Raw genomic sequence first — 21,443 nt, 5'->3', positions numbered from 1 at the left:
GGGCAGGCTCGGGGTTCCGAACTCCGCTATCATGCGCCGGTTTTCGTGACAGGCTTTGCTACGGAGTTTCAATGAACACGCTTTTCATGCACTGCCGGCCGGGCTTCGAAGGCGAGGTCTGTTCGGAGATTGCCGAACACGCCGCCCGGCTCGATGTGGCCGGATACGCCAGGGCCAAGCCGGCCAGCGCCTGCGCCGAGTTTGTCTGCACTGAAGAGGGCGGTGCCGAACGGCTGATGCGCGGGCAGCGTTTCGCCGAGCTGATTTTTCCACGCCAGTGGGCACGCGGCTTGTTCATCGACCTGCCGGAAACCGATCGCGTCAGCGTTATCCTGTCTCATCTGGCCGCGTTCCCGACCTGCGGCAGCCTGTGGCTGGAAGTGCTGGATACCAACGATGGCAAGGAGCTGTCGAACTTCTGCAAGAAATTCGAAGGGCCGTTGCGCAAGGCGTTGACCGCTGCCGGCAAGCTCGTCGATGACAAGGAAAAGCCGCGCCTGCTGCTGACGTTCAAAAGCGGCCGTGAGGTGTTCCTCGGGATGGCGGAGGCGGGGAACTCCTCCATGTGGCCGATGGGCATTCCACGGCTGAAGTTTCCTCGCGAAGCACCGAGTCGCTCCACCCTCAAGCTTGAAGAAGCCTGGCACCACTTCATCCCTCGGGATCAGTGGGACGAGCGCCTGCACAGCGACATGACCGGCGTCGACCTCGGGGCCGCACCGGGTGGCTGGACCTGGCAGTTGGTCAACCGCGGGATGCTGGTGACCGCCATCGACAACGGCCCGATGGCCGAAAGCCTGATGGAGACCGGCCTGGTGCAACATCTCATGGCAGATGGCTTTACCTTCAAGCCGAAACAACCGGTGGACTGGATGGTCTGCGACATCGTCGAGAAGCCGGCGCGCAACGCAGCGATGCTGGAAGAGTGGATCGGTGAAGGGCACTGTCGCGAGGCGGTGGTCAACCTCAAGCTGCCGATGAAGCAGCGTTATGCCGAAGTGAAGCGCTTGCTCGAACGTATCGCCGATGGCTTCAAAGCCCGGGGGATCAAGGTGGAGATCGGTTGCAAGCAGCTGTACCACGATCGCGAGGAGGTGACGTGTCATCTGCGGCGGCTGGACAGCAAGAGGCCTGTGGGAGCAAAGCTTGCTCGCGATAAACGATAACGCGGTCCTTGTGCAGATCGAGTCGCCTGCATCGCGGGCAAGCCTTGCTCCCACAGGCCTTGCTCAAATAGGCCTTGCTCAAATAGGCCTTGCTCCCACAAGGCCTCCTACAGGTACGTTAAGCGAAAGGTGACCGCACGCCGACATTGCGCGACAATACCGGCCAGTTTCAGGAGTAGAACATGAGTGAAATGAACGATACGCCGGTCGACGGCACACTGGATGCCTCCGGTCTCAATTGCCCGGAGCCGGTGATGATGTTGCACCAGCACATCCGCGACCTGGTGCCCGGCGGGCTGTTGAAGGTGATTGCCACCGACCCCTCGACCCGCCGTGATATTCCCAAGTTCTGTGTGTTCCTCGACCACCAGTTGGTAGCCCAGGACGAAGAGAATGGCACCTACCGCTACTGGATCCGCAAGAAGCTCGCTTAATCCATCGAGCGGCTGATGCGGATCTGCCTGCGTGCGCTGCGGGCCAGTCGGATCGACAGCATCAGCGCCGCGCAGCTCAAGCCCACGATCAACCCTTGCCATAGCCCGCTCGGGCCGCTGGCCGCGCCCAGCCAGTCGGTCAGGCCCAGGGCGTAACCCACCGGCAAGCCGATGCCCCAATAGGCGAACAGCGTCAGGATCATCGTCACCCGGGTGTCCTGATAGCCGCGCAACGCGCCCGCGGCCGTTACCTGGATCCCGTCTGAAAACTGGAACAATGCCGCGTACACGATCAGCATCGATGCCACTTCGATCACCACCGGGTCGGCGGTATAGATCGCAGCGATGGGCCCGCGCAGCGCGAACATCAGGCTCGCCGACAGACAGGCGTAGGCCAGGGCGGTGCCCATGCCGACGCCGGCGGCAAAACGCGCCTCCCGGGGCTGGCGTCGCCCGAGGGCCTGGCCGACCCGAACCGTCACGGCCATGCCCAGCGAATAGGGGATCATGAACACCAGCGAACTGAAGTTCAGCGCGATCTGGTGCCCGGCCACCACCGTGGCGCCGAGGCTGCCGATCAGCAGGGCAATCACCGCAAAAATACTCGACTCGGCAAATACCGCAATGCCGATGGGCAGGCCGATGCCCAGCAGTCGCTTGATCACCGGCCACTGCGGCCAATCGAAGCGACTGAACAAATGGCTCGACTGATAGGCCGGTGCCCAGCGCGCCCAACCGGCCATGCCCAGGGCCATGACCCACATCACGATGGCCGTGGCCCAGCCGCAACCGACGCCGCCCATGGCCGGTACGCCCAAATGACCATAGATAAAGACGTAGTTGAACGGAATGTTCAGCGCCAGGCCGCACAGCCCCAATACCATCGCCGGTCGCGTACGGCCCAGGCCGTCGCTGAAGCAGCGCAGCACATGATATAGCGCCACTGCCGGCAGGCCCGTGCCAATGCCCCGCAGATACTCCATACACGGTCCGATCAGTTCCGGGTCCACCTTCATGATGTGCAGGACCGGTTCGGCGCTGAACAATGCCAGCGTTGCGAGCAACCCTACCGCCAGCGCCAGCCACAGCGCCTGGCGCACCAGGGGGCCGATCTCGTCGAAGGTCCCGGCACCGAAGCGCTGGGCAACTTTAGGGGTGGTGGCCAGCAACGTACCGGTCATCAACAGGAACACCGGCACCCAGATCGAATTGCCCAGTGCCACCGCCGCCAGGTCCCGAGGACCGACGCGTCCTGCCATCACTGCATCGACGAAGCCCATCGCGGTGGTCGCCAGTTGCGCCACCATGATGGGCAGCGCCAGGGCCAGCAGGGTCTTGAGCTCCAGGCGAAGCCGGGCCGGGCGGGAGAGAGAGGCAGGGGTGTCGATGACAGGATTCACAGGTAAAACGTCCGAAAGGTAAGCGCAAGGCGGCGAATTCTACGCCTTGACGCAACGGTCAGGAAAAAACCTGTGTTGTGGATTTGTAATCGAGGACAGGGTCCGACTCTTCGGATAATGCACTGGCCCACCGGAACGCCTACACTGCCCACCCCGTTCAAGGAGCCGCGCCATGCTGATAGTCGCCGATGAAAACATTCCCCTGCTCGATGCATTCTTTGCCGGCTTCGGCGAAGTTCGCCGGGTACCGGGGCGAGGCATTGATCGGGCAATGGTCGCCCAGGCCGATGTGTTGTTGGTGCGCTCTGTCAGTCAGGTCAATCGGGCGCTACTGGAGGGCAGCAATGTGCGCTTTGTCGGCACCTGCACCATCGGCACCGATCATCTGGACCTGGAATACTTCGCGCAGGCCGGGATCCGCTGGGCCAGCGCGCCGGGTTGTAATGCCCGGGGTGTGGTGGATTATGTACTGGGCAGCCTGATGACCCTGGCCGAAATCGAAGGTGCGGATCTCGGCCAACGTACTTTTGGTGTAGTTGGCGCAGGTCAGGTAGGAGGGCGCTTGATCAACGTGCTCAAGGGGCTGGGCTGGGCCGTGAAAGTCTGCGATCCACCTCGCCAGGTTGCCGAGGGCGGAGACTATGTCAGCCTGGAGCAGATCATCGAACAGTGCGATGTGATCAGCCTGCACACGCCGCTGACCCGCGATGGAGAGCAGTCGACCTGGCATTTGTTCGACGAGCAACGCTTGAATCGCCTCCGGCCCGGCACTTGGCTGATCAACGCCGCACGGGGGCCTGTCATCGATAACGTTGCGCTACGCAATGTGCTGCTGGAGCGCGAGGACCTGCAAGCGGTGCTGGATGTCTGGGAGCAGGAGCCGACGGTGGATGTAGACCTGGCCGACCTGTGCGTGATCGCTACACCGCACATCGCCGGCTACAGCCTGGACGGCCGGCAACGCGGCACCGCACAGATCTACGAAGCCTTGTGCGATTTTCTGCAGCGACCGGCTGAGGTCAGTCTTGCCGACCTGCTGCCCAGGCCCTGGTTGGGGGGCATGACCCTGGATGCCGCCACCGATCCGGCCTGGGCGCTGGCGGCGTTGTGTCGCAGCGTCTACGACCCACGTCGTGACGATGCGGATTTTCGTCGCAGCCTGGTGGGCACGGTCACTGAGCAACGTGCGGCCTTCGACGCTCTGCGCAAGCATTACCCGCCTCGCCGGGAAATCGACAGTCTGAAGGTGCGTATCGAAGGGCAGTCCCCGGCTCTGCAGCGGATCGTCACTGCGCTGGGCGCCATCGCTGTATAAGTGGCCTATCCAGCCATGCACAAAAAACCCGACATCAAGGTCGGGTTCAGTTGAAGACGGGCTGTATCACTTTTGTTCGGCAGGCTTGACCAGGCGTTTTTCCAGCTCGCTGCAAGCTTTCTGGATCATCGCTTCAGTGATCGGTACTTCGCGCCCTTGGGCATCGATGAACGAGCAGCCCAGGGACTGGTCTGGTTGCGTTCGGATCACTTGAATCTTGTCGTCGCTGCTGTGTTGCAAGGACATGGCCTGTCTCCTCATCAGGTTGTGTGCCTAGTTTAGTGTCGCCAGGTGACCGAGCCATGACACTCCTTGTAGGTTCATGGCGACACTATTACTCAAACAGAAACATCGTTGCGTTTCCACCCGGACTTTAGACCGATAACATCTAGCCATTCGTCGTTGTGGTCATATTTAACCTGACCCATTCCGATTCAACGTGGTTCCGTATTATCGGATATTCATTGATGCTTACTTCCCGACACCGTCGTGCCATTGGCCTGGCCAGTGGTTTTATCGCCCCCTACCGCAAGCAGGTCATCGGCGCCTTGCTGGCTCTCATTGTCACGGCAGCCATTACGTTGTCCATGGGCCAAGGGATCCGGTTGCTCGTGGACCAGGGCTTCATGACCCGGTCTCCCCATTTGCTCAACCAGTCCATCGGGCTGTTCATGGTCCTGGTGGCCGGATTGGCAATCGGGACCTTTTCCCGTTTCTATCTGGTGTCGTGGATTGGCGAGCGGGTGGTGGCCGATATCCGCCGACAGGTATTCAATCATCTGGTGTACCTGCACCCGGGGTTCTACGAGAACAACCGCAGTTCGGAAATCCAGTCGCGACTTACAGCCGATACCACGTTGCTGCAATCGGTGATTGGTTCTTCGCTGTCGCTGTTCTTGCGTAATGCCTTGATGGTGGTCGGCGGCATCGTGCTGCTGTTCATTACCAACCCCAAGCTCACCAGCATCGTGGTGATCGCGTTGCCGCTGGTGTTGGCGCCGATCCTGGTGTTCGGTCGACGGGTACGCAGCTTGTCCCGCGAAAGTCAGGACCGCATCGCCGATGTCGGCAGTTATGTTTCCGAAACCCTGGGCCAGATCAAGACCGTGCAGGCCTATAATCATCAGGCCCAGGACGAGCGACGTTTCGCCCTCACCGTGGAGGAGGCCTTCGACACTGCACGCAAACGCATCGCCCAGCGGGCCTGGTTGATCACCCTGGTGATCGTGCTGGTGCTGGGGGCGGTGGGGGTGATGCTCTGGGTCGGGGGCATGGACGTGATCGCCGGACGGATATCCGGCGGTGAGCTGGCGGCTTTCGTGTTCTACAGCCTGATCGTCGGGAGCGCCTTTGGCACCCTGAGTGAGGTGATCGGTGAGCTTCAACGGGCGGCTGGCGCGGCCGAGCGCATCGCCGAACTGCTGCGTTCGGAAAACATCATCCAGCCACCGACCTCTGGCCAGGTGAAGTTGCCTGCTCGGGTACGGGGCGACCTGCGCCTCGAAGGCGTGCGTTTCTCCTACCCCTCCCGACCTGAAAGCTATGCCCTCGACGGCCTGGACCTGACCGTCCAGGCCGGCGAAACCCTCGCTTTGGTCGGTCCGTCCGGGGCGGGCAAGTCGACGGTGTACGATTTGTTGCTGCGTTTCTACGATCCGGCGCAAGGGCAGATTTTTCTAGACAACGTACCGCTCACCCAGCTCGACCCACTGGACTTGCGCCGGCACTTCGCCCTGGTTTCGCAAAATCCCGCGCTGTTCTTCGGCACCGTCGAAGAGAACATCCGCTATGGCAATCCTCAAGCCACATTGGAGCAGGTGCGCGAAGCGGCGCGGATCGCCCACGCCCACGACTTCATCGAAAAGATGCCCGACGGCTACCAGACTCATCTGGGCGATGGTGGCCTGGGGCTGTCCGGCGGGCAGCGCCAGCGCCTTGCGATCGCACGGGCGTTGCTGGTGGACGCACCAATCCTGCTGCTGGACGAAGCCACCAGCGCCCTGGATGCCCAAAGCGAACACCTCATCCAGCAAGCCCTGCCCAGCCTGATGCAAAACCGCACCACCCTGGTCATTGCCCACCGCCTGGCCACGGTGAAAAACGCCGACCGTATCGCGGTGATGGACCAGGGCAGGGTGGTTGCGGTGGGCACGCATCAGGAATTGGTTGTCAGCAATGCGTTGTATGCGCGGTTGGCGGCGTTGCAGTTCAATCATCCTCGCGAGGGCAATCAATGAGTACTGCTGTCCCCGGTCTAATGGGGCATTATATCGTTCGGTTTCGTTCAGGATGACGGTATGAGCCGTTACACGCCACCACTGACCTTGACCACTCGAATGCTGGGGTTGGTCGCTGACATCAGTGAGCAGATCGGTCAGTTGTCGGCTGTCAGCGATAGCCAACAGACACCGCAACTGCGTCGAGGGAACCGGATTCGTACAATCCATGCTTCCCTGGCGATCGAAAACAACACATTGAGCGTCGAGCAGGTAACTGCGGTTCTGGCCGGACAGCGAGTATTGGGGTTGCCTCGTGAAATCCAGGAGGTACGCAATGCCTTTGCCGCCTACGAAGCCATGCCTGACTGGCAGCCTGATAGCAGGGCTGACTTGCTCAGAGCGCATGAATTATTGATGCATGGTCTGATTGATGATGCCGGGCGGTTACGCGGCGCTGGCGTGGGTATTTATCGCGGCGATCAATTAGTGCACATGGCGCCGCCAGCCAGTCGCGTGATGCATTTGATCGACGATCTCTTAGCGTGGGTCGGTTCCTGCGATTGGCACCCTTTGATCATCAGTTGTGTTTTTCACTACGAATTTGAATTCATTCATCCCTTTTCAGATGGCAACGGGCGGATGGCGCGCCTTTGGCAAACCTTGATACTCAGTCGGTGGCGGCCTGTTCTCGCCTATCTGCCGGTCGAGGCCGTCATACGTGATCAGCAGGAGGCATATTACGCGGCATTGTCCTCCGCTGATCGACTGGCTGAAGCGACACCTTTCGTTGAGTTCATGCTGCAGTCTTTGAGCGTAGCGCTTGGGGAGGCGATTCGTAATGAGTCGGCGACCGACCAAGTAACCGACCAAGTAACCGACCAAGTAGCGAGACTGCTTCAGGCATTGCAGGGTGGCGCTTCATTGAAGGTGAATCAGGTCATGGAACGGTTGGGGTTGGCACATAAAGCCACTTTCAGAGGTAATTATCTCAAGCCCGCACTGGCAGCAGGCTTGATAGAAATGACCGATCCTGAATCGCCCACCAGTCCGACACAACGGTATCGCCTTACTCTGTCGGGTGCGAAGGCACTGGCACAACTAAGATAAATCCGAACAGCAGAAAGGCTTCCCTACTGATCATCAAAATACCGTTCATGCCAGTCAACCAGCGGCTGTGGTGAGTTGAGTTTCTGGCCGTAGATCACCGAGTAGGACAGCACGTTCTGTACGTATTGACGGGTTTCGTCGAAGGGGATGCTTTCGACCCAGACATCGAAGCTCAAGTGGTCGGCGCCTTGCAGCCACTGGCGTACGCGCCCCGGACCAGCGTTGTAGGCCGCGGAGGCCAGCACGCGATTGCCGTTGAACTGGCTGTGCACCTGGCTCAGGTAGGCCGCGCCGAGTTGGATATTCTTGTCCGGGTTCAATACCTGCTGTGGCGAGGCCAGGGGGATGCTGAACTTGCGCGCGGTTTCCTTGGCGGTGCCGGGCATCAACTGCATCAGGCCGGCGGCACCGACGCTGGAGCGGGCGTCATCCATGAAGGCGCTTTCCTGGCGGGTGATCGCGAAGACCCAGCTTGAATGCAAGCCACGGACCTTGGCCTCGCGCACGAGGGTATCGCGGTGGGCCATTGGGAAGCGGATGTCCAGATCGTCCCAATACTTGGCCTGACTGATGGTGCGGATGGCCGGGAAATACCATTTGAGGTCATAGGCGAGCTTCGCCTGGGCGACCATTTCGTCGCGGTTGAAATGCCGGCTGACGTGGTACCACTCCCGGCGGCCATCGACGATTTGCCCACGGGCATGAAATTCCAGTGCCCGCCGTACCCCCGGGGTATTGCGTACTTTGTTGATCAGCGCCTGGCTCATGACCAGCGGCTTGTTGACCAGGGAGTACGGCGCCTGGGAGCGGTCGGCGGCCAGGAAGCCATAGAAGTCCCGCTCCCGCGCCAGATGCTTGTAGAGATTCTGCACTTCGGGGTTTTGCGGTTGCGCCAATTCCAGGCTGCGTGCCTGCCAGTAACGCCAGCGGTTGGTGCTGGCCAGCGATTCGGGCAGGCGGCGGGTCAACTCATAGGCCTCGTTCCAACGCCCCAGGCGCAGCAGCAGGCGTAGGCGCCATTCAGAGACGGTATCGTCGCGCAGCTCCGGGTCATATTTGGTCATAACGTCCAGTGCACGGCTGTCGAAACGCTTGGCCAGGGTCAGGCCGATTTCCCGGGCAATGGCCACCTTTTCATCCCGGGAAAAATGCATGGTGCTGGCATAGCCGTCCAGCAACGCCATGGCTTTGTCTGGATCCTGACGGGCGAGGCGGCGCAGGCCGAGGCTGACGATATCGGACATCGGTTCGTCGGCCGGGCTGAAGCGCGATGGCTGGTTGAGCAGCTCAGGTTTCTGCGCCACGTCCACCAGCAATTTGCCACGGGGGGCGAGCGTGGTCAGACCGCTGACCAGGCTGTTGGCCAGCGGATAGTTGCGGGCTTGGGCGGCCAGCTTGGCCCGCTCCCAGCGCCTCTGTTCCGTCAACTGGCCCTGGGAGGCCCAGAGGCCGAACAGCGCATCGCACGCCTGGGGCTGGGATTTGCCGGTAAGCCACAGTTTCTCGGTGTTGGCGTAGCCTTCGGCTTTCAGGCCATGGGTGAGCTGGTACTGAGCATTGAGGCAATCCAGCTCGGTGAAGTTGAGCTTGGGGTCGTAGTATTTGACGAAGGTCTGCCAGTCACCGCGTTCGCTCAGCCAACGCAACCAGCGCAACTTCATCCAGTTGGCCTGGGGCAGGTCACCGTGTTCGGCGAGGAACTTCTCGATTTCGGCGTTGCTGGCGCTCTTGAGGCGCGCGGTCAGTTCGTCATAGGCCAGGTACGGTTCCAGCGGATAATCGCGCAGAGCCTGGCTGTAGCGAAAATACGGGCCGGAGTCGCCCTTGGCCAGGGCACGCTTGGCCTCATCGTAATACTGGCGTTGAGTGGAGATATCCACCGCCTGGGCGGTTTGGACGGCAGTGGCACACACGAAAAGACAAGACAAGACACTAAAAAGGCGACTGCGCATGATACGTCCGGGCAGAAAAAACATGACAAGCCCAAGGGAAAACCCAGGGTAACTGTCTGTAGCTTAGCCTTTTGCCAGCAGGCGGCGAAAGCTTTGCAAGGTTGTCGACGCAAGTTCACGGTATTTGTTGTGCAGAACATGTAAAGAGCCTTCGGGTGACGAAATTGGCGGCCCTGCGAGGTCCCATCTCAGGTAGAATGCGCGCCCGGTTTTTGGAGAAGCTCATGACCCTGCTCAAATTCAGCGATGTGTCCCTTGCGTTCGGCGCCATGCCGTTGTTGGACAAGGTGTCCTGGCAGATCGCCCGTGGCGAGCGGGTGTGCATCATCGGCCGCAACGGCACCGGCAAGTCCAGCATGATGAAGCTGGTCAAGGGCGACCAGAAGCCCGACGACGGCTCGGTCTGGCGTGCACCCGGCCTGAAGATCGGCGAATTGCCCCAGGAGTTGCCGGTGGCCGACGAGCGGACGGTGTTCGATGTGGTTGCCGAGGGCCTGGATGGCGTCGGCGCGTTGCTGGCTGAATATCATCACCTGAGCCAGAACATCGTCACCGATGCCGACCTGGAAAAACTGATGCATGTGCAGCATGACCTGGAGGCCCGCGATGGCTGGCGCCTGCAGCAACTGGTGGACAGCACCCTGAGTCGCCTGCAATTGCCGGCCGACAAGACCCTCGCCGATTTATCCGGCGGTTGGCGTCGCCGCGTCCTGCTGGCCCAGGCCCTGGTGTCCGAACCGGACCTGCTGCTGCTCGACGAACCGACCAACCACCTGGACATCGGCGCCATCGCCTGGCTTGAAGAAGCCTTGAAGGATTTCCAGGGGGCTGTGCTGTTCATTACCCACGACCGTTCATTCCTGCAAAACCTGGCGACCCGTATCCTTGAGCTGGACCGTGGCGGCCTGATCGACTGGAACGGCGACTACGCCAGTTTCCTGGTGCACAAGGAAGCAGCGCTGGCGGCGGAAGAAACCGCCAATGCCTTGTTCGACAAGCGTCTGGCCCAGGAAGAAGTCTGGATCCGCCAGGGAATCAAAGCCCGTCGTACCCGCAACGAAGGCCGCGTACGTGCCCTCAAGGCCTTGCGTGTCGAGCGCAGCGAGCGTCGCGAGCGGACCGGCAAGGCCAACATCCAGCTGGAAACCGCCGAAAAATCCGGAAAGCAGGTGATGGTGCTGGAAAACGTCAGCTTCGCTCATCCGGATGGCCCGTTCCTGATCAAGGATTTCTCCATGGTCCTGCAGCGGGGCGACCGCATCGGCTTGCTGGGGGCAAACGGTACGGGCAAGACCACGTTGCTCAAGCTGATGCTGGGCGGCTTGACGCCGACCAGCGGCAAGGTGGAGGAAGGGACGAAAATCGATGTCGCCTACTTCGATCAGTTGCGCCATCAACTGGATCTGGAAAAGACCGTGATCGATAACGTCGCCGAAGGCCGTGATTTTATCGAGATCGACGGTCAGAGCCGTCATGTGTTGAGTTACCTGGGCGATTTCCTGTTCAGCCCCCAGCGTGCCCGGACCCCGGTCAAGGCCTTGTCCGGCGGTGAGCGTGCCCGCCTGTTGCTGGCGAAACTGTTCAGCAAGCCGGCGAACCTGCTGGTACTCGACGAGCCAACCAACGATCTGGACGTGGAAACCCTCGAGTTGTTGGAAGAGGTCCTGCTGACGTTCAGCGGCACCGTGCTGATGGTCAGCCACGACCGGGCTTTCCTCGACAACGTCGTCACCAGCACGCTGGTGTTCGAAGGTGAGGGGCGTGTACGCGAATACGTCGGTGGGTATCAGGACTGGTTGCGCCAGGGCGGTTCACCGCGTCTGCTGGGCGTGACCGAGAGCAAGTCCGGCAAAGCCGACCTGAACTCGGCCGTGGTCAAGGCCGAGCCGGCTCCGGTTGTCGCGGCAGCCGCTCCCGCACCGGCCAAGAAGAAACTCAGCTACAAGTTGCAGCGCGAGCTGGAAGCCCTGCCAGGCGATATCGATGCCAAGGAAGTGCAAATCGCTGCGGTGGAGGCCGAAATGGCCGAGGCTGGCTTCTACCAGCGTCCTCCTGCTGAAACCGCCAGGGTGATTGCCCATCTGGAGCAGTTGCAGGCTGAGCTGGATGCTCTGGTCGAGCGCTGGGCTGAGCTGGACGCGTGATCAGGTGTGGAAGATCCCAGAGCACCGGGGTCTGGATTTGAAATGCAATCCAATGTGGGAGCGGGCTTGCTCGCGAAAGCGGTGTATCAGTCGATGGGTGGTGACTGTCATGCCGCATTCGCGAGCAAGCCCGCTCCCACAGGTTTTCATGCGCGCTTGACCAGGTGGACTGCCAGCACGTCGCAAGGCGCGCCGTGCAGCACGTCATTGGCTGTGGAGCCCAACAGCAGCGCCAGGCCGTGGCGGCCATGGCTGCCGACGACGATCAGGTCGCAACCCTGTTCCTTGGCCAGGTGATGAATTTCCTGGCGCGGCTGGCCGTAGGTCAGGTGGCTGTTTTCACGTTTCAGGTCAGGGTATTTCACGATCAGGCGGTCCAGGCGCTCCTTGGCCTGATCGAACTGTTGTTGCTGCAATTGGGAAAGGTCCATCGGTACATCGCCGCCAAACGCCATGGCCATCGGCTCGACGATATGCACCAGCGACAGCTTGGTGTTTCGACCGTCGCACAGGGCGCGAGCGCGTTTGATGACGGGATCGCATTCTTCAGTGAGGTCGACGGCGACCAGGATGTGTTCGTAGTACATGAAAAGCACTCCAGAGAATTGCGATACGGTTAAGTATGGCTGGTTTCAAGCGCATTGACGGCGACATGGGTCAATGGCCCATCAGAATTCGGGAGTACAGATATGACGGTCTGGATAGTGGTGTCAATCCTGCTGGTGGTGTTGAGCCCCCTGGCATGGTTGCGACCGTCCCGTGTACAAAATGGTCGCATGGCCTTGCGCATGGAGGCGCGTCGCCTTGGCCTGGCCATGCAATTGGCCCCGCAGCAATGGCCGCACTGGCTCGATCCACAACCGCCGAACCCGTGTGCGCAGTACTATCGGCCCCGGCGTGGCAAGCAAGCGGACACCTGGAGTTACTGGCAAAGCGCACCGGGGGTCTGGGTCAACCAATGGCGGGAAGCCTGCCAGGATCAGTCGTTGCTCGTTCATCTGAACAAACTGCCGGCCAACGTCTACAAAATCGAGGCCGACGCGCAGATGATTGCCCTGTTCTGGGGTGAAAAAGGTGAGGTCACTGTATTGCAGGACATTTCCGACGTGCTCAAGGCTTGCGCCTGAATCCTGACCAGAACCATAAAAAAGCCCGACAGTCTCATCGGGCGGGTTGGCCAGGCAGGCCGGTAACCAAGAGCTATTCGGGCGTTCGTTCGTAACGCCTTTCTCGAAGATTTTTCAAAAGCACTGTCGCCAGCATAGCCGGTTGAATTCATTGCGCCCGGAATTAGGGCGACTTTTCTAATTATTGATCCTATGAATGGCCTTCCATGCGGCGCCGTGTTGCGGATCCGTGTGGTACGGAAATGACCGTAAAGTCGCGCTCAGGCCCTTGTTTAGGGCGATTGACAATTGTCGGAATTTCCGTGAAGGTGACGTACCCAAATCAAACGGGCGTATGAATTGAGCGTTTGTATTTTCCGAACGGTCCTACAGAAACCCGACTATCGCGTTGACGGGTGTGCCTGGCGGATTGGCGTAGCATCGACGGTAAACGTCAATGCCGAACCAGTGGTCAGCGTCCAACGTGTACTGTTCAGCTTCCATATCGTGGAGATCAGTTGATGATTTACGAAGGTAAAGCCATCACGGTTAAGGCTCTTGAAAGCGGCATCGTCGAACTGAAATTCGACCTCAAGGGTGAGTCCGTCAACAAGTTCAACCGTCTAACCCTGAACGAACTGCGTCAGGCCGTGGACACTATCAAGGCAGATGCTTCGATCAAGGGTGTGATCGTCAGCAGTGGCAAGGACGTGTTCATCGTCGGCGCCGACATCACCGAGTTCGTCGACAACTTCAAGCTGCCCGATGCCGAACTGATCGCTGGCAACCTCGAAGCCAACCGTATCTTCAGCGACTTCGAAGACCTCAACGTTCCGACCGTGGCGGCTATCAACGGTATCGCCCTGGGGGGCGGGCTGGAAATGTGCCTGGCGGCGGATTATCGCGTCATGTCGTCGTCGGCCAAGATTGGTCTGCCCGAAGTCAAGTTGGGGATCTACCCCGGCTTCGGCGGCACCGTGCGCCTGCCACGCTTGATCGGCGTCGACAACGCCATTGAGTGGATTGCCGCCGGCAAGGAAAACCGTGCCGAAGACGCGCTCAAAGTGGGTGCCGTGGATGCCGTGGTCGAGCCTGGCAAACTCCAGGACGCCACCCTCGAACTGATCAAGCGTGCCATCAGCGGTGAGTTCGATCACAAGGCCAAGCGCCAGCCAAAACTGGAAAAGCTCAAGCTCAACGCCATCGAACAGATGATGGCCTTCGAAACTGCCAAAGGTTTCGTGGCCGGCCAGGCGGGCCCGAACTACCCGGCGCCGGTCGAAGCGATCAAGACTATCCAGAAAGCCGCGAACTTTGGACGCGACAAGGCCCTGGAAGCCGAGGCTGCTGGCTTCGTCAAGTTGGCCAAGACCTCTGCGGCACAAAGCCTGATCGGTCTGTTCCTCAATGACCAGGAACTGAAGAAAAAGGCCAAGGCCTACGACGAAATCGCCCGTGACGTGAAGCAGGCCGCCGTGTTGGGCGCGGGCATCATGGGTGGCGGTATCGCTTATCAGTCGGCGTCCAAAGGCACGCCGATCCTGATGAAAGATATCAATGAACACGGTATCGAGCAGGGGCTGGCCGAAGCCGCCAAGCTGCTGGTGGGGCGCGTCGAGAAAGGCCGCATGACCGCCGCGAAGATGGCCGAAGTGCTCAACGGCATTCGCCCGACCCTGTCTTATGGCGACTTCGGTCATGTCGACCTGGTGGTCGAAGCGGTCGTCGAGAATCCGAAGGTCAAGCAGGCGGTATTGGCTGAAGTCGAAGACAAGGTGAAGGAAGACACCATCCTTGCCTCCAACACCTCGACCATTTCCATTTCGCTGCTGGCCAAGGCCCTCAAGCGTCCGGAAAACTTTGTCGGCATGCATTTCTTCAACCCCGTGCACATGATGCCGCTGGTGGAAGTGATCCGTGGCGAGAAGTCCAGCGAGCAGGCCATCGCTACCACCGTGGCCTACGCCAAGAAAATGGGCAAGAACCCGATCGTCGTCAACGATTGCCCGGGCTTTTTGGTCAACCGCGTGTTGTTCCCGTACTTCGGCGGTTTCGCCAAGTTGGTCAGCGCCGGCGTGGACTTCGTGCGTATCGACAAGATCATGGAGAAATTCGGTTGGCCGATGGGACCGGCCTACTTGATGGACGTGGTCGGTATCGACACCGGTCACCATGGTCGCGATGTCATGGCCGAAGGTTTCCCGGACCGCATGAAGGGCGACCGTCGCTCGGCCGTCGACGTGCTTTACGAAGCCAAGCGCCTGGGCCAGAAGAATGGCAAGGGCTTCTATGCCTACGAAACCGATAAGCGTGGCAAGCAGAAGAAAGTGGCCGACCCGTCGGTACTGGAAGTGCTCAAGCCGATCGTCTACGAGCAGCGCGAAGTCACAGACGAGGACATCATCAACTGGATGATGATCCCGCTGTGCCTGGAAACCGTGCGTTGCCTGGAAGACGGCATTGTCGAAACCGCCGCTGAAGCGGACATGGGTCTGGTCTACGGTATCGGTTTCCCTCCATTCCGTGGCGGTGCGCTGCGCTACATCGATTCGATCGGTGTTGCCCAGTTCGTTGCCCTGGCTGACCAGTACGCTGATCTGGGCGCGCTGTACCACCCGACCGCGAAGCTGCGTGAAATGGCCAAGAACGGTCAGAGCTTCTTCGGTTAAGCGCCCAACGACTAGAGCGAGAGAACATTTATGAGCTTGAATCCTAGAGACGTCGTGATCGTCGACTTCGGTCGTACGCCGATGGGCCGCTCCAAGGGCGGCATGCACCGCAACACCCGTGCCGAGGACATGTCGGCGCACCTGATCAGCAAGCTGCTGGAACGCAACGTCAAGGTCGATCCGAATGAAGTCGAGGACGTGATCTGGGGTTGTGTGAACCAGACCCTGGAGCAGGGCTGGAACATCGCCCGCATGGCTTCGCTGATGACCCAGATTCCCCACACATCGGCCGGCCAGACCGTCAGCCGCCTGTGCGGTTCGTCCATGAGCGCGCTGCACACCGCTGCCCAGGCAATCATGACCGGCAACGGCGACGTATTCGTCGTCGGCGGTGTAGAGCACATGGGCCACGTGAGCATGATGCACGGCGTCGACCCGAACCCGCACATGTCGCTGTACGCGGCAAAAGCTTCCGGCATGATGGGCCTGACCGCGGAAATGCTGGGCAAGATGCATGGCATCACCCGTGAGCAGCAGGACGCCTTTGGCGTGCGTTCCCACCAGCTCGCCCACAAGGCTACGGTGGAAGGCAAGTTCAAGGACGAGATCATCCCGATGCAGGGTTACGACGAGAACGGCTTCCTGAAGCTGTTCGACTATGACGAAACCATCCGACCGGACACCACCCTCGAAAGCCTGGCGAGCCTCAAGCCGGCCTTCAACCCCAAAGGTGGTACCGTGACGGCCGGTACTTCGTCGCAGATCACCGACGGTGCTTCGTGCATGATCGTGATGTCGGCCCAGCGTGCCCAGGACCTGGGTATCCAGCCGATGGCGGTGATCCGTTCGATGGCGGTGGCGGGTGTGGACCCGGCGATCATGGGCTATGGTCCAGTACCGGCCACGCAAAAGGCCTTGAAGCGTGCCGGCCTGAGCATGGCCGATATCGACTTCATCGAGCTCAACGAAGCGTTCGCTGCACAGGCTCTGCCCGTGCTGAAGGACTTGAAAGTGCTCGACAAGATGGACGAGAAGGTTAACCTTCACGGCGGCGCTATCGCCCTGGGTCACCCGTTCGGTTGTTCCGGTGCACGTATCTCCGGTACGTTGCTGAACGTCATGAAACAGAACGGCGGCACTTTCGGGGTGTCCACCATGTGCATTGGCCTCGGCCAAGGCATCGCCACTGTCTTCGAACGCGTCTGAGCGTTGCGGTGATGGAAGCCGGGGCCGAGTGCCCCGGTTTTTGTTTTTGCAGATTTATTTTGTTTTTATTTTGAAGCGACTTGAGTGAGGGCCGAAGCATGCCGATACAACCAGGGCTCTACCAGCATTACAAAGGTCCGCAGTACCGCGTGTTCAGCATTGCGCGGCATTCCGAGACCGAGGAAGAAGTGGTCTTTTACCAGGCCCTGTATGGCGATTACGGCTTTTGGGTGCGCCCCTTGAGCATGTTCCAGGAGTCCGTCGAGGTTGACGGCGAACGGGTGCCGCGCTTTGCTTTGGTCCAGGCCGAGGAGAGCATTTTTTCAAAGCCATGAGGCCTGTATGCAGGAAACCCTGCGCTTGACCTCACCTTGCAGCCACTATATATAGCGGTGCCGCGTCAGGCGCCTACCGCCTTTCACTTTTTAGAATTCAGGAATTTTCCGATCCATGGGCAAATCGCTGGTCATTGTGGAATCCCCGGCTAAGGCCAAGACCATCAACAAGTATCTGGGCAACCAATACGTGGTGAAGTCGAGTATCGGCCATATCCGAGACCTGCCCACCAGCGGTTCGGCCAGCGCCAGCAAAGAGCCGGCCGCCAAGCGCGGCAAGACGGCTGGTGAAGCGCCGGCGTTGTCGCCGAAGGAAAAGGCGCGCAAGCAGCTGGTCTCGCGCATGGGTGTGGATCCGGAACACGGTTGGAAAGCCAAGTACGAGATCCTTCCAGGCAAGGAAAAGGTCATCGAAGAACTGCGTCGGCTCGCCAAGGACGCCGACACCATCTATCTCGCAACGGACTTGGACCGCGAAGGGGAGGCCATTGCCTGGCACCTGCGCGAAGCCATCGGTGGCGATGACAGCCGCTACAAGCGTGTGGTGTTCAACGAAATCACCAAGAAGGCCATCCAGGAAGCGTTCTCCGAGCCGGGAGAGCTGGACATCGCCCGGGTCAACGCCCAGCAGGCGCGTCGCTTCCTCGACCGCGTGGTGGGCTACATGGTCTCGCCCCTGCTGTGGGCCAAAATCGCCCGTGGCCTGTCGGCCGGTCGTGTGCAGTCGGTCGCGGTGAAGCTGGTGGTGGAGCGCGAGCGCGAGATCCGGGCGTTCATCCCCGAGGAATACTGGGAAGTCCATGCGGACCTTGGCACTGCCAAGGGGGCGACCGTGCGTTTCGAAGTGGCTCGCGAAAAGGGCGAAGCCTTCAAACCGCTCAACGAAGCCCAGGCCATGGCCGCACTGGAGAAGCTCAAGGCTTCTTCCTACAGCATCGTCAAGCGTGAAGACAAACCGACCAGTAGCAAGCCTTCGGCGCCGTTCATTACGTCCACGCTGCAACAAGCCGCAAGCAACCGCCTGGGCTTCGGCGTGAAGAAAACCATGATGATGGCCCAGCGTCTGTACGAAGCGGGCTACATCACCTACATGCGTACCGACTCGACCAACCTTTCGGCTGATGCCGTGGCGATGGCGCGCACTTACATCGAAAGCGAATTCGGCAAGAAGTACCTGCCGGACACGCCAAATGTCTACAGCAGCAAGGAAGGCGCGCAAGAGGCTCACGAAGCGATTCGTCCGTCCGATGCCAACACCGAGCCGAGCAAGTTGTCGGGTATGGAGCGTGATGCGGAGCGTCTCTATGAGCTGATCTGGCGCCAGTTCCTGGCCTGCCAGATGCTGCCGGCGCAATACCTGTCGACTACCGTCAGTGTGGGAGCCGGGGACTTCGAGCTGCGCGCCAAGGGCCGCATCCTCAAGTTCGACGGCTACACTCGCGTCATGCCGCAAATTACCAAGCCAGGGGATGACGATGTCTTGCCGGACATGGCCCAGGGCGATGTGCTTAAGCTCATCAAGCTCGACCCGACGCAGCACTTCACCAAGCCGCCGGCCCGTTACTCGGAAGCCAGCCTGGTCAAGGAAATGGAAAAGCGCGGTATCGGTCGGCCTTCGACTTACGCGGCGATCATTTCCACCATCCAGGATCGCGGCTACGTGGCGTTGCACAACCGTCGGTTCTATTCGGAAAAAATGGGCGACATCGTGACCGAGCGTCTGTCCGAAAGCTTCTCGAACCTGATGGACTACGGCTTTACCGCCGGTATGGAAGAAAATCTCGACGATGTGGCCCAGGGCGAGCGGGACTGGAAGAGTGTGCTCGACGAGTTCTACGGCGACTTCAAGAAAAAGCTCGAGGTCGCTGAAAGCGCTGACAACGGCATGCGGGCCAACCAACCGGTCATGACTGACATTCCGTGTCAGACCTGCGGTCGTCCAATGCAGATCCGCACGGCCTCGACCGGTGTTTTCCTTGGCTGCTCGGGCTATAGCCTGCCGCCCAAGGAGCGCTGCAAGGCGACGGTCAACCTGGTGCCGGGCGATGAAATCGCGGCGGACGATGAGGGCGAGTCGGAGTCTCTGGTGCTGCGCGGCAAGCATCGCTGCCCGATCTGCAGCACTGCGATGGATGCCTACCTGCTGGACGAAAAGCGCAAGCTGCATATCTGCGGTAACAACCCGGATTGCGCGGGGTATGAGATTGAGGAGGGCACTTATCGCATCAAAGGTTATGAGGGCCCGAGCCTGGAGTGCGATAAGTGCGGTAGCGAGATGCAGCTCAAGACCGGCCGTTTCGGCAAGTTCTTCGGTTGCACCAATCCGACCTGCAAGAATACCCGCAAGCTGCTCAGGAGCGGCGACGCCGCACCACCGAAAATGGATCCGGTGAAGATGCCGGAGCTCAAGTGCGAGAAGGTCAACGACACCTATATCCTGCGTGACGGCGCATCTGGCCTGTTCCTGGCGGCCAGCCAATTCCCGAAGAATCGCGAAACCCGCGCGCCCCTGGTGATGGAACTGCTGCCCCATAAGGACGAGATCGATCCGAAGTACCATTTCCTCTGCGAAGCGCCGCAGAAGGATCCGGATGGGCGTCCGGCGGTGATTCGCTACAGCCGCAAGACCAAAGAGCAATACGTGCAGACCGAAGTCGATGGCAAGCCTACCGGTTGGAAGGCTTACTACGATGGCGGTAAGTGGACAGTGGAAGACAAGCGTTGATCTAGGGTGGCAGGGCTTGTTCAGCGCCTGTCAGCCAGATAAGGAACTGTGGGAGCGAGCCTGCTCGCGAAGCGGTGGGGCAGTCAAGCTCAATGCTGACTGTTGCACCCTTATCGCGAGCGGGCTCGCTCCCACAGCACACCGCTTGTTCCTTTGTCCGCATTTGGCTTGCAGAGGTCTTGGTTGATCCACGACACTGTCGCACTTGCGTAAAGCTTTCATGTCGTTGGGAGATGCCGTCATGGCCCACGAGCTCTACACCCGCACCAACCAGAAGATCTATTTCGCCGGCTTGTCCCTTGAAGCGCTTGCCAGGGCAGGGGATGGGCGCGCAATCAATTCCCCGGCGTTGCTTCAGGCCGGGCGCGAGTCCGCATTATTTCATCTGTATGGGGCGTTATTGGGGTTGTGCCATGAAATTGCAGGCTTCTATAGGCTGCCGCAGGCGAATGCCTCGCGGGCAGAGTCGCTGCTGACTCGGGAAGTGCTGCAAGACATTGCCATTCCTGAACTGGCCGAAATGATCGAGCTGGCTCAAAACCCGGAAACCTGGCTGGCCAAGCTGCTGGCGGCGCACGGGGCGCTGTTCCAGCCTCCACGGGCCCCGCGCAAGCCCAAGGGCGACGTGACCCAGTCGTTGATCATGGCGGTCAATCTGGACGAACAGGAGCCCGAGGAGGAGCTGAGTCGAGAGGAGCTGGAGAGTTGGCGCCAGAACCTCAAGGGCCTGGCGATTCGCTTCCGTGAAAGCTTGAACGAATGCTGAATGCCGCTTGCGGCCGTCACGTTCACCGACAGCGCTTGGTCAAGATCCCGAGCGAAGCCTGGCCGATGACTATATAATCCTCGCCTTTCGTGGAGAACAGACTTTTATGCCTACGTCCTTTCTAGAAATTGTCGAACTTCCTGATGGCCGCATCGAGCTGCGCAGGGCTGAGGACGAGGGTTCCCTGGTTACCCTGAGTTTCTCCGAAGATGCCAAGGCGTTCCTGCAAGGCCAGCATGTCGAGGTCGCCAAGGCGATGTTAAGCGTGGGTGTCCAGATGGCAGGCCGCCTGGTTGAGGGCGAATTCAACAAGGAAGAAGGACCACGGGTTCTTCATTGATCCCCGTCTGTCGGTTTTTTGAAAGATATTGCTATCGGTCGGCTTCTCATTCCTGGAGAAGCCCCGCGCATGCCTCAGCCCAAACGAATATTCAAGCTTTGTGCGTCCCCGGTGCGGGCGGCGCTGATCAGCTGTTGCCGCGCTGTCGCGCTTAACGGGTTGAGCCAGCTGACCACCGTATGGCTGCGCCCCAGGCGCAACGCTTCGCACGTTAGCTGATGAGCGCTCTGGGTGCCCCGTGGTTGCAGGAGCAGGATGCGTTCGCGATTAAGGCCTGCGTCCCGCAGCCAAGCCTGGGTAACGCTGGCCGGAGGCGCGATCAGCGTCAGCCAGCGAGCGCCCTGGTCCTGGCTCAGTTCTCGTAGGATCGGTGCCAGCAGATTCAGGCAGTTCCCGGCCGCACCACGCAGCGACAATTCACTGAATGCCTCGGGCTCGACGCCCCAGGGGGACTCGATCACGTCCTTGAGGACTGGAGCCAAAGGCTGGGCCATGAATGCCTCGAACAGCGGCAGTTGCGTGTGCTGTGGTGTGTGAGGGAAATGCATAAAGCCTCCTT

The 21,443-nt window shown here is 60.1% G+C and carries 18 protein-coding genes; 13 read left to right on the top strand and 5 right to left on the bottom strand.

Annotated elements, in window-relative coordinates; genetic code table 11:
• Window positions 1-71 precede the first annotated feature (71 nt).
• Together rlmM and tusA are read left to right on the top strand one after the other, a co-directional pair.
• The gene (gene rlmM, locus EGM97_RS08260) at window positions 72-1,166 is read left to right on the top strand and encodes a 23S rRNA (cytidine(2498)-2'-O)-methyltransferase RlmM (RefSeq protein WP_238965187.1); all 1,095 of its coding nucleotides are present in this window, start codon (window positions 72-74) and stop codon (window positions 1,164-1,166) included.
• Window positions 1,167-1,348: 182 nt separating this feature from the next.
• Window positions 1,349-1,600 carry a sulfurtransferase TusA gene (gene tusA, locus EGM97_RS08255; protein WP_053158731.1) on the top strand — a complete coding sequence of 84 codons (252 nt, stop codon included), beginning with the start codon at window positions 1,349-1,351 and terminating at the stop codon, window positions 1,598-1,600.
• Here the strand turns inward: tusA and EGM97_RS08250 are convergent.
• The gene (locus EGM97_RS08250) at window positions 1,597-3,000 is read right to left on the bottom strand and encodes an MATE family efflux transporter (protein ID WP_343075410.1); all 1,404 of its coding nucleotides are present in this window, start codon (window positions 2,998-3,000) and stop codon (window positions 1,597-1,599) included. The genes tusA and EGM97_RS08250 overlap by 4 nt on opposite strands.
• Before the next feature lie 172 nt (window positions 3,001-3,172).
• Here EGM97_RS08250 and pdxB point away from each other — a divergent pair, with 172 nt between their 5' ends.
• Window positions 3,173-4,315: a 4-phosphoerythronate dehydrogenase PdxB gene (gene pdxB / locus EGM97_RS08245; protein WP_238965186.1), complete on the top strand. Its 1,143-nt coding sequence runs from the start codon at window positions 3,173-3,175 to the stop codon at window positions 4,313-4,315.
• 66 nt (window positions 4,316-4,381) lie between these two features.
• Here the strand turns inward: pdxB and EGM97_RS08240 are convergent, their stop codons facing one another.
• Window positions 4,382-4,561, bottom strand: coding sequence for a PA1571 family protein (locus EGM97_RS08240; protein ID WP_053158721.1), 180 nt, complete (start codon window positions 4,559-4,561; stop codon window positions 4,382-4,384).
• A 221-nt stretch (window positions 4,562-4,782) separates the two neighbouring features.
• On the opposite strand from EGM97_RS08240, the gene EGM97_RS08235 reads away from it, so the two are divergent.
• Together EGM97_RS08235 and EGM97_RS08230 are read left to right on the top strand one after the other, a co-directional pair.
• Entirely contained in the window at window positions 4,783-6,552 is a 1,770-nt protein-coding gene (locus EGM97_RS08235; RefSeq protein ID WP_238965185.1) for an ABC transporter transmembrane domain-containing protein, read from the top strand.
• Between the two features lie 60 nt (window positions 6,553-6,612).
• Window positions 6,613-7,641 (top strand): Fic family protein, encoded by a 1,029-nt coding sequence (locus tag EGM97_RS08230; protein ID WP_238965184.1) that lies wholly within the window; start codon window positions 6,613-6,615, stop codon window positions 7,639-7,641.
• 23 nt (window positions 7,642-7,664) lie between these two features.
• On the opposite strand, the gene EGM97_RS08225 is transcribed toward EGM97_RS08230, so the two are convergent.
• The gene (locus EGM97_RS08225) at window positions 7,665-9,593 is read right to left on the bottom strand and encodes a transglycosylase SLT domain-containing protein (protein ID WP_238965183.1); all 1,929 of its coding nucleotides are present in this window, start codon (window positions 9,591-9,593) and stop codon (window positions 7,665-7,667) included.
• A 224-nt stretch (window positions 9,594-9,817) separates the two neighbouring features.
• On the opposite strand from EGM97_RS08225, the gene EGM97_RS08220 reads away from it, so the two are divergent.
• Window positions 9,818-11,737: an ATP-binding cassette domain-containing protein gene (locus tag EGM97_RS08220; RefSeq protein WP_238965182.1), complete on the top strand. Its 1,920-nt coding sequence runs from the start codon at window positions 9,818-9,820 to the stop codon at window positions 11,735-11,737.
• A 146-nt stretch (window positions 11,738-11,883) separates the two neighbouring features.
• Here the strand turns inward: EGM97_RS08220 and EGM97_RS08215 are convergent, their stop codons facing one another.
• Entirely contained in the window at window positions 11,884-12,324 is a 441-nt protein-coding gene (locus EGM97_RS08215; RefSeq protein ID WP_053158708.1) for a universal stress protein, read from the bottom strand.
• 102 nt (window positions 12,325-12,426) lie between these two features.
• On the opposite strand from EGM97_RS08215, the gene EGM97_RS08210 reads away from it, so the two are divergent.
• The 7 genes from EGM97_RS08210 to EGM97_RS08180 all read left to right on the top strand — a co-directional run bounded on the left by EGM97_RS08210 (window position 12,427) and on the right by EGM97_RS08180 (window position 20,884).
• A complete protein-coding gene (locus EGM97_RS08210; protein WP_238965181.1) occupies window positions 12,427-12,864 on the top strand; it encodes a hypothetical protein in 438 nt (145 codons plus the stop codon).
• A gap of 500 nt (window positions 12,865-13,364) precedes the next feature.
• The gene (gene fadB / locus EGM97_RS08205; RefSeq protein ID WP_238965180.1) at window positions 13,365-15,512 is read left to right on the top strand and encodes a fatty acid oxidation complex subunit alpha FadB; all 2,148 of its coding nucleotides are present in this window, start codon (window positions 13,365-13,367) and stop codon (window positions 15,510-15,512) included.
• 30 nt (window positions 15,513-15,542) lie between these two features.
• Window positions 15,543-16,718 carry an acetyl-CoA C-acyltransferase FadA gene (gene fadA / locus EGM97_RS08200; protein WP_238965179.1) on the top strand — a complete coding sequence of 392 codons (1,176 nt, stop codon included), beginning with the start codon at window positions 15,543-15,545 and terminating at the stop codon, window positions 16,716-16,718.
• A 98-nt stretch (window positions 16,719-16,816) separates the two neighbouring features.
• Window positions 16,817-17,053, top strand: a complete 237-nt coding sequence (locus EGM97_RS08195; RefSeq protein ID WP_053158697.1) for a DUF1653 domain-containing protein — start codon at window positions 16,817-16,819, stop codon at window positions 17,051-17,053.
• Between the two features lie 115 nt (window positions 17,054-17,168).
• On the top strand, window positions 17,169-19,778 hold the full coding sequence (gene topA / locus EGM97_RS08190; protein ID WP_053158694.1) for a type I DNA topoisomerase: 2,610 nt from the start codon (window positions 17,169-17,171) through the stop codon (window positions 19,776-19,778).
• Between the two features lie 241 nt (window positions 19,779-20,019).
• Window positions 20,020-20,544, top strand: a complete 525-nt coding sequence (locus tag EGM97_RS08185; protein ID WP_238965178.1) for a DUF6586 family protein — start codon at window positions 20,020-20,022, stop codon at window positions 20,542-20,544.
• 106 nt (window positions 20,545-20,650) lie between these two features.
• Window positions 20,651-20,884: a hypothetical protein gene (locus EGM97_RS08180; RefSeq protein ID WP_053158690.1), complete on the top strand. Its 234-nt coding sequence runs from the start codon at window positions 20,651-20,653 to the stop codon at window positions 20,882-20,884.
• A gap of 74 nt (window positions 20,885-20,958) precedes the next feature.
• Here EGM97_RS08180 and sulA read toward each other — a convergent pair whose 3' ends face one another.
• Window positions 20,959-21,432, bottom strand: a complete 474-nt coding sequence (gene sulA, locus EGM97_RS08175; RefSeq protein ID WP_238965177.1) for an SOS-induced cell division inhibitor SulA — start codon at window positions 21,430-21,432, stop codon at window positions 20,959-20,961.
• Window positions 21,433-21,443: the final 11 nt, after the last annotated feature.

The sequence above is a fragment of the Pseudomonas sp. AF32 genome, assembly GCF_022342325.2.
GTDB lineage: Bacteria > Pseudomonadota > Gammaproteobacteria > Pseudomonadales > Pseudomonadaceae > Aquipseudomonas > Aquipseudomonas uvaldensis.
This window is presented reverse-complemented; position numbering and strand designations above follow the sequence as displayed.

What these genes read in the sequence shown, in the direction of transcription:
- EGM97_RS08215 (WP_053158708.1), bottom strand. Translation starts at nt 12,324, where the DNA reads ATGTACTACGAACACATCCTGGTCGCCGTCGACCTCACTGAAGAATGC.
- pdxB (WP_238965186.1), top strand. Translation starts at nt 3,173, where the DNA reads ATGCTGATAGTCGCCGATGAAAACATTCCCCTGCTCGATGCATTCTTT.
- rlmM (WP_238965187.1), top strand. Translation starts at nt 72, where the DNA reads ATGAACACGCTTTTCATGCACTGCCGGCCGGGCTTCGAAGGCGAGGTC.
- EGM97_RS08235 (WP_238965185.1), top strand. Translation starts at nt 4,783, where the DNA reads ATGCTTACTTCCCGACACCGTCGTGCCATTGGCCTGGCCAGTGGTTTT.
- sulA (WP_238965177.1), bottom strand. Translation starts at nt 21,432, where the DNA reads ATGCATTTCCCTCACACACCACAGCACACGCAACTGCCGCTGTTCGAG.
- EGM97_RS08220 (WP_238965182.1), top strand. Translation starts at nt 9,818, where the DNA reads ATGACCCTGCTCAAATTCAGCGATGTGTCCCTTGCGTTCGGCGCCATG.
- EGM97_RS08185 (WP_238965178.1), top strand. Translation starts at nt 20,020, where the DNA reads ATGGCCCACGAGCTCTACACCCGCACCAACCAGAAGATCTATTTCGCC.
- EGM97_RS08225 (WP_238965183.1), bottom strand. Translation starts at nt 9,593, where the DNA reads ATGCGCAGTCGCCTTTTTAGTGTCTTGTCTTGTCTTTTCGTGTGTGCC.
- topA (WP_053158694.1), top strand. Translation starts at nt 17,169, where the DNA reads ATGGGCAAATCGCTGGTCATTGTGGAATCCCCGGCTAAGGCCAAGACC.
- tusA (WP_053158731.1), top strand. Translation starts at nt 1,349, where the DNA reads ATGAGTGAAATGAACGATACGCCGGTCGACGGCACACTGGATGCCTCC.
- fadA (WP_238965179.1), top strand. Translation starts at nt 15,543, where the DNA reads ATGAGCTTGAATCCTAGAGACGTCGTGATCGTCGACTTCGGTCGTACG.
- EGM97_RS08240 (WP_053158721.1), bottom strand. Translation starts at nt 4,561, where the DNA reads ATGTCCTTGCAACACAGCAGCGACGACAAGATTCAAGTGATCCGAACG.
- EGM97_RS08195 (WP_053158697.1), top strand. Translation starts at nt 16,817, where the DNA reads ATGCCGATACAACCAGGGCTCTACCAGCATTACAAAGGTCCGCAGTAC.
- EGM97_RS08210 (WP_238965181.1), top strand. Translation starts at nt 12,427, where the DNA reads ATGACGGTCTGGATAGTGGTGTCAATCCTGCTGGTGGTGTTGAGCCCC.
- EGM97_RS08180 (WP_053158690.1), top strand. Translation starts at nt 20,651, where the DNA reads ATGCCTACGTCCTTTCTAGAAATTGTCGAACTTCCTGATGGCCGCATC.
- fadB (WP_238965180.1), top strand. Translation starts at nt 13,365, where the DNA reads ATGATTTACGAAGGTAAAGCCATCACGGTTAAGGCTCTTGAAAGCGGC.
- EGM97_RS08230 (WP_238965184.1), top strand. Translation starts at nt 6,613, where the DNA reads ATGAGCCGTTACACGCCACCACTGACCTTGACCACTCGAATGCTGGGG.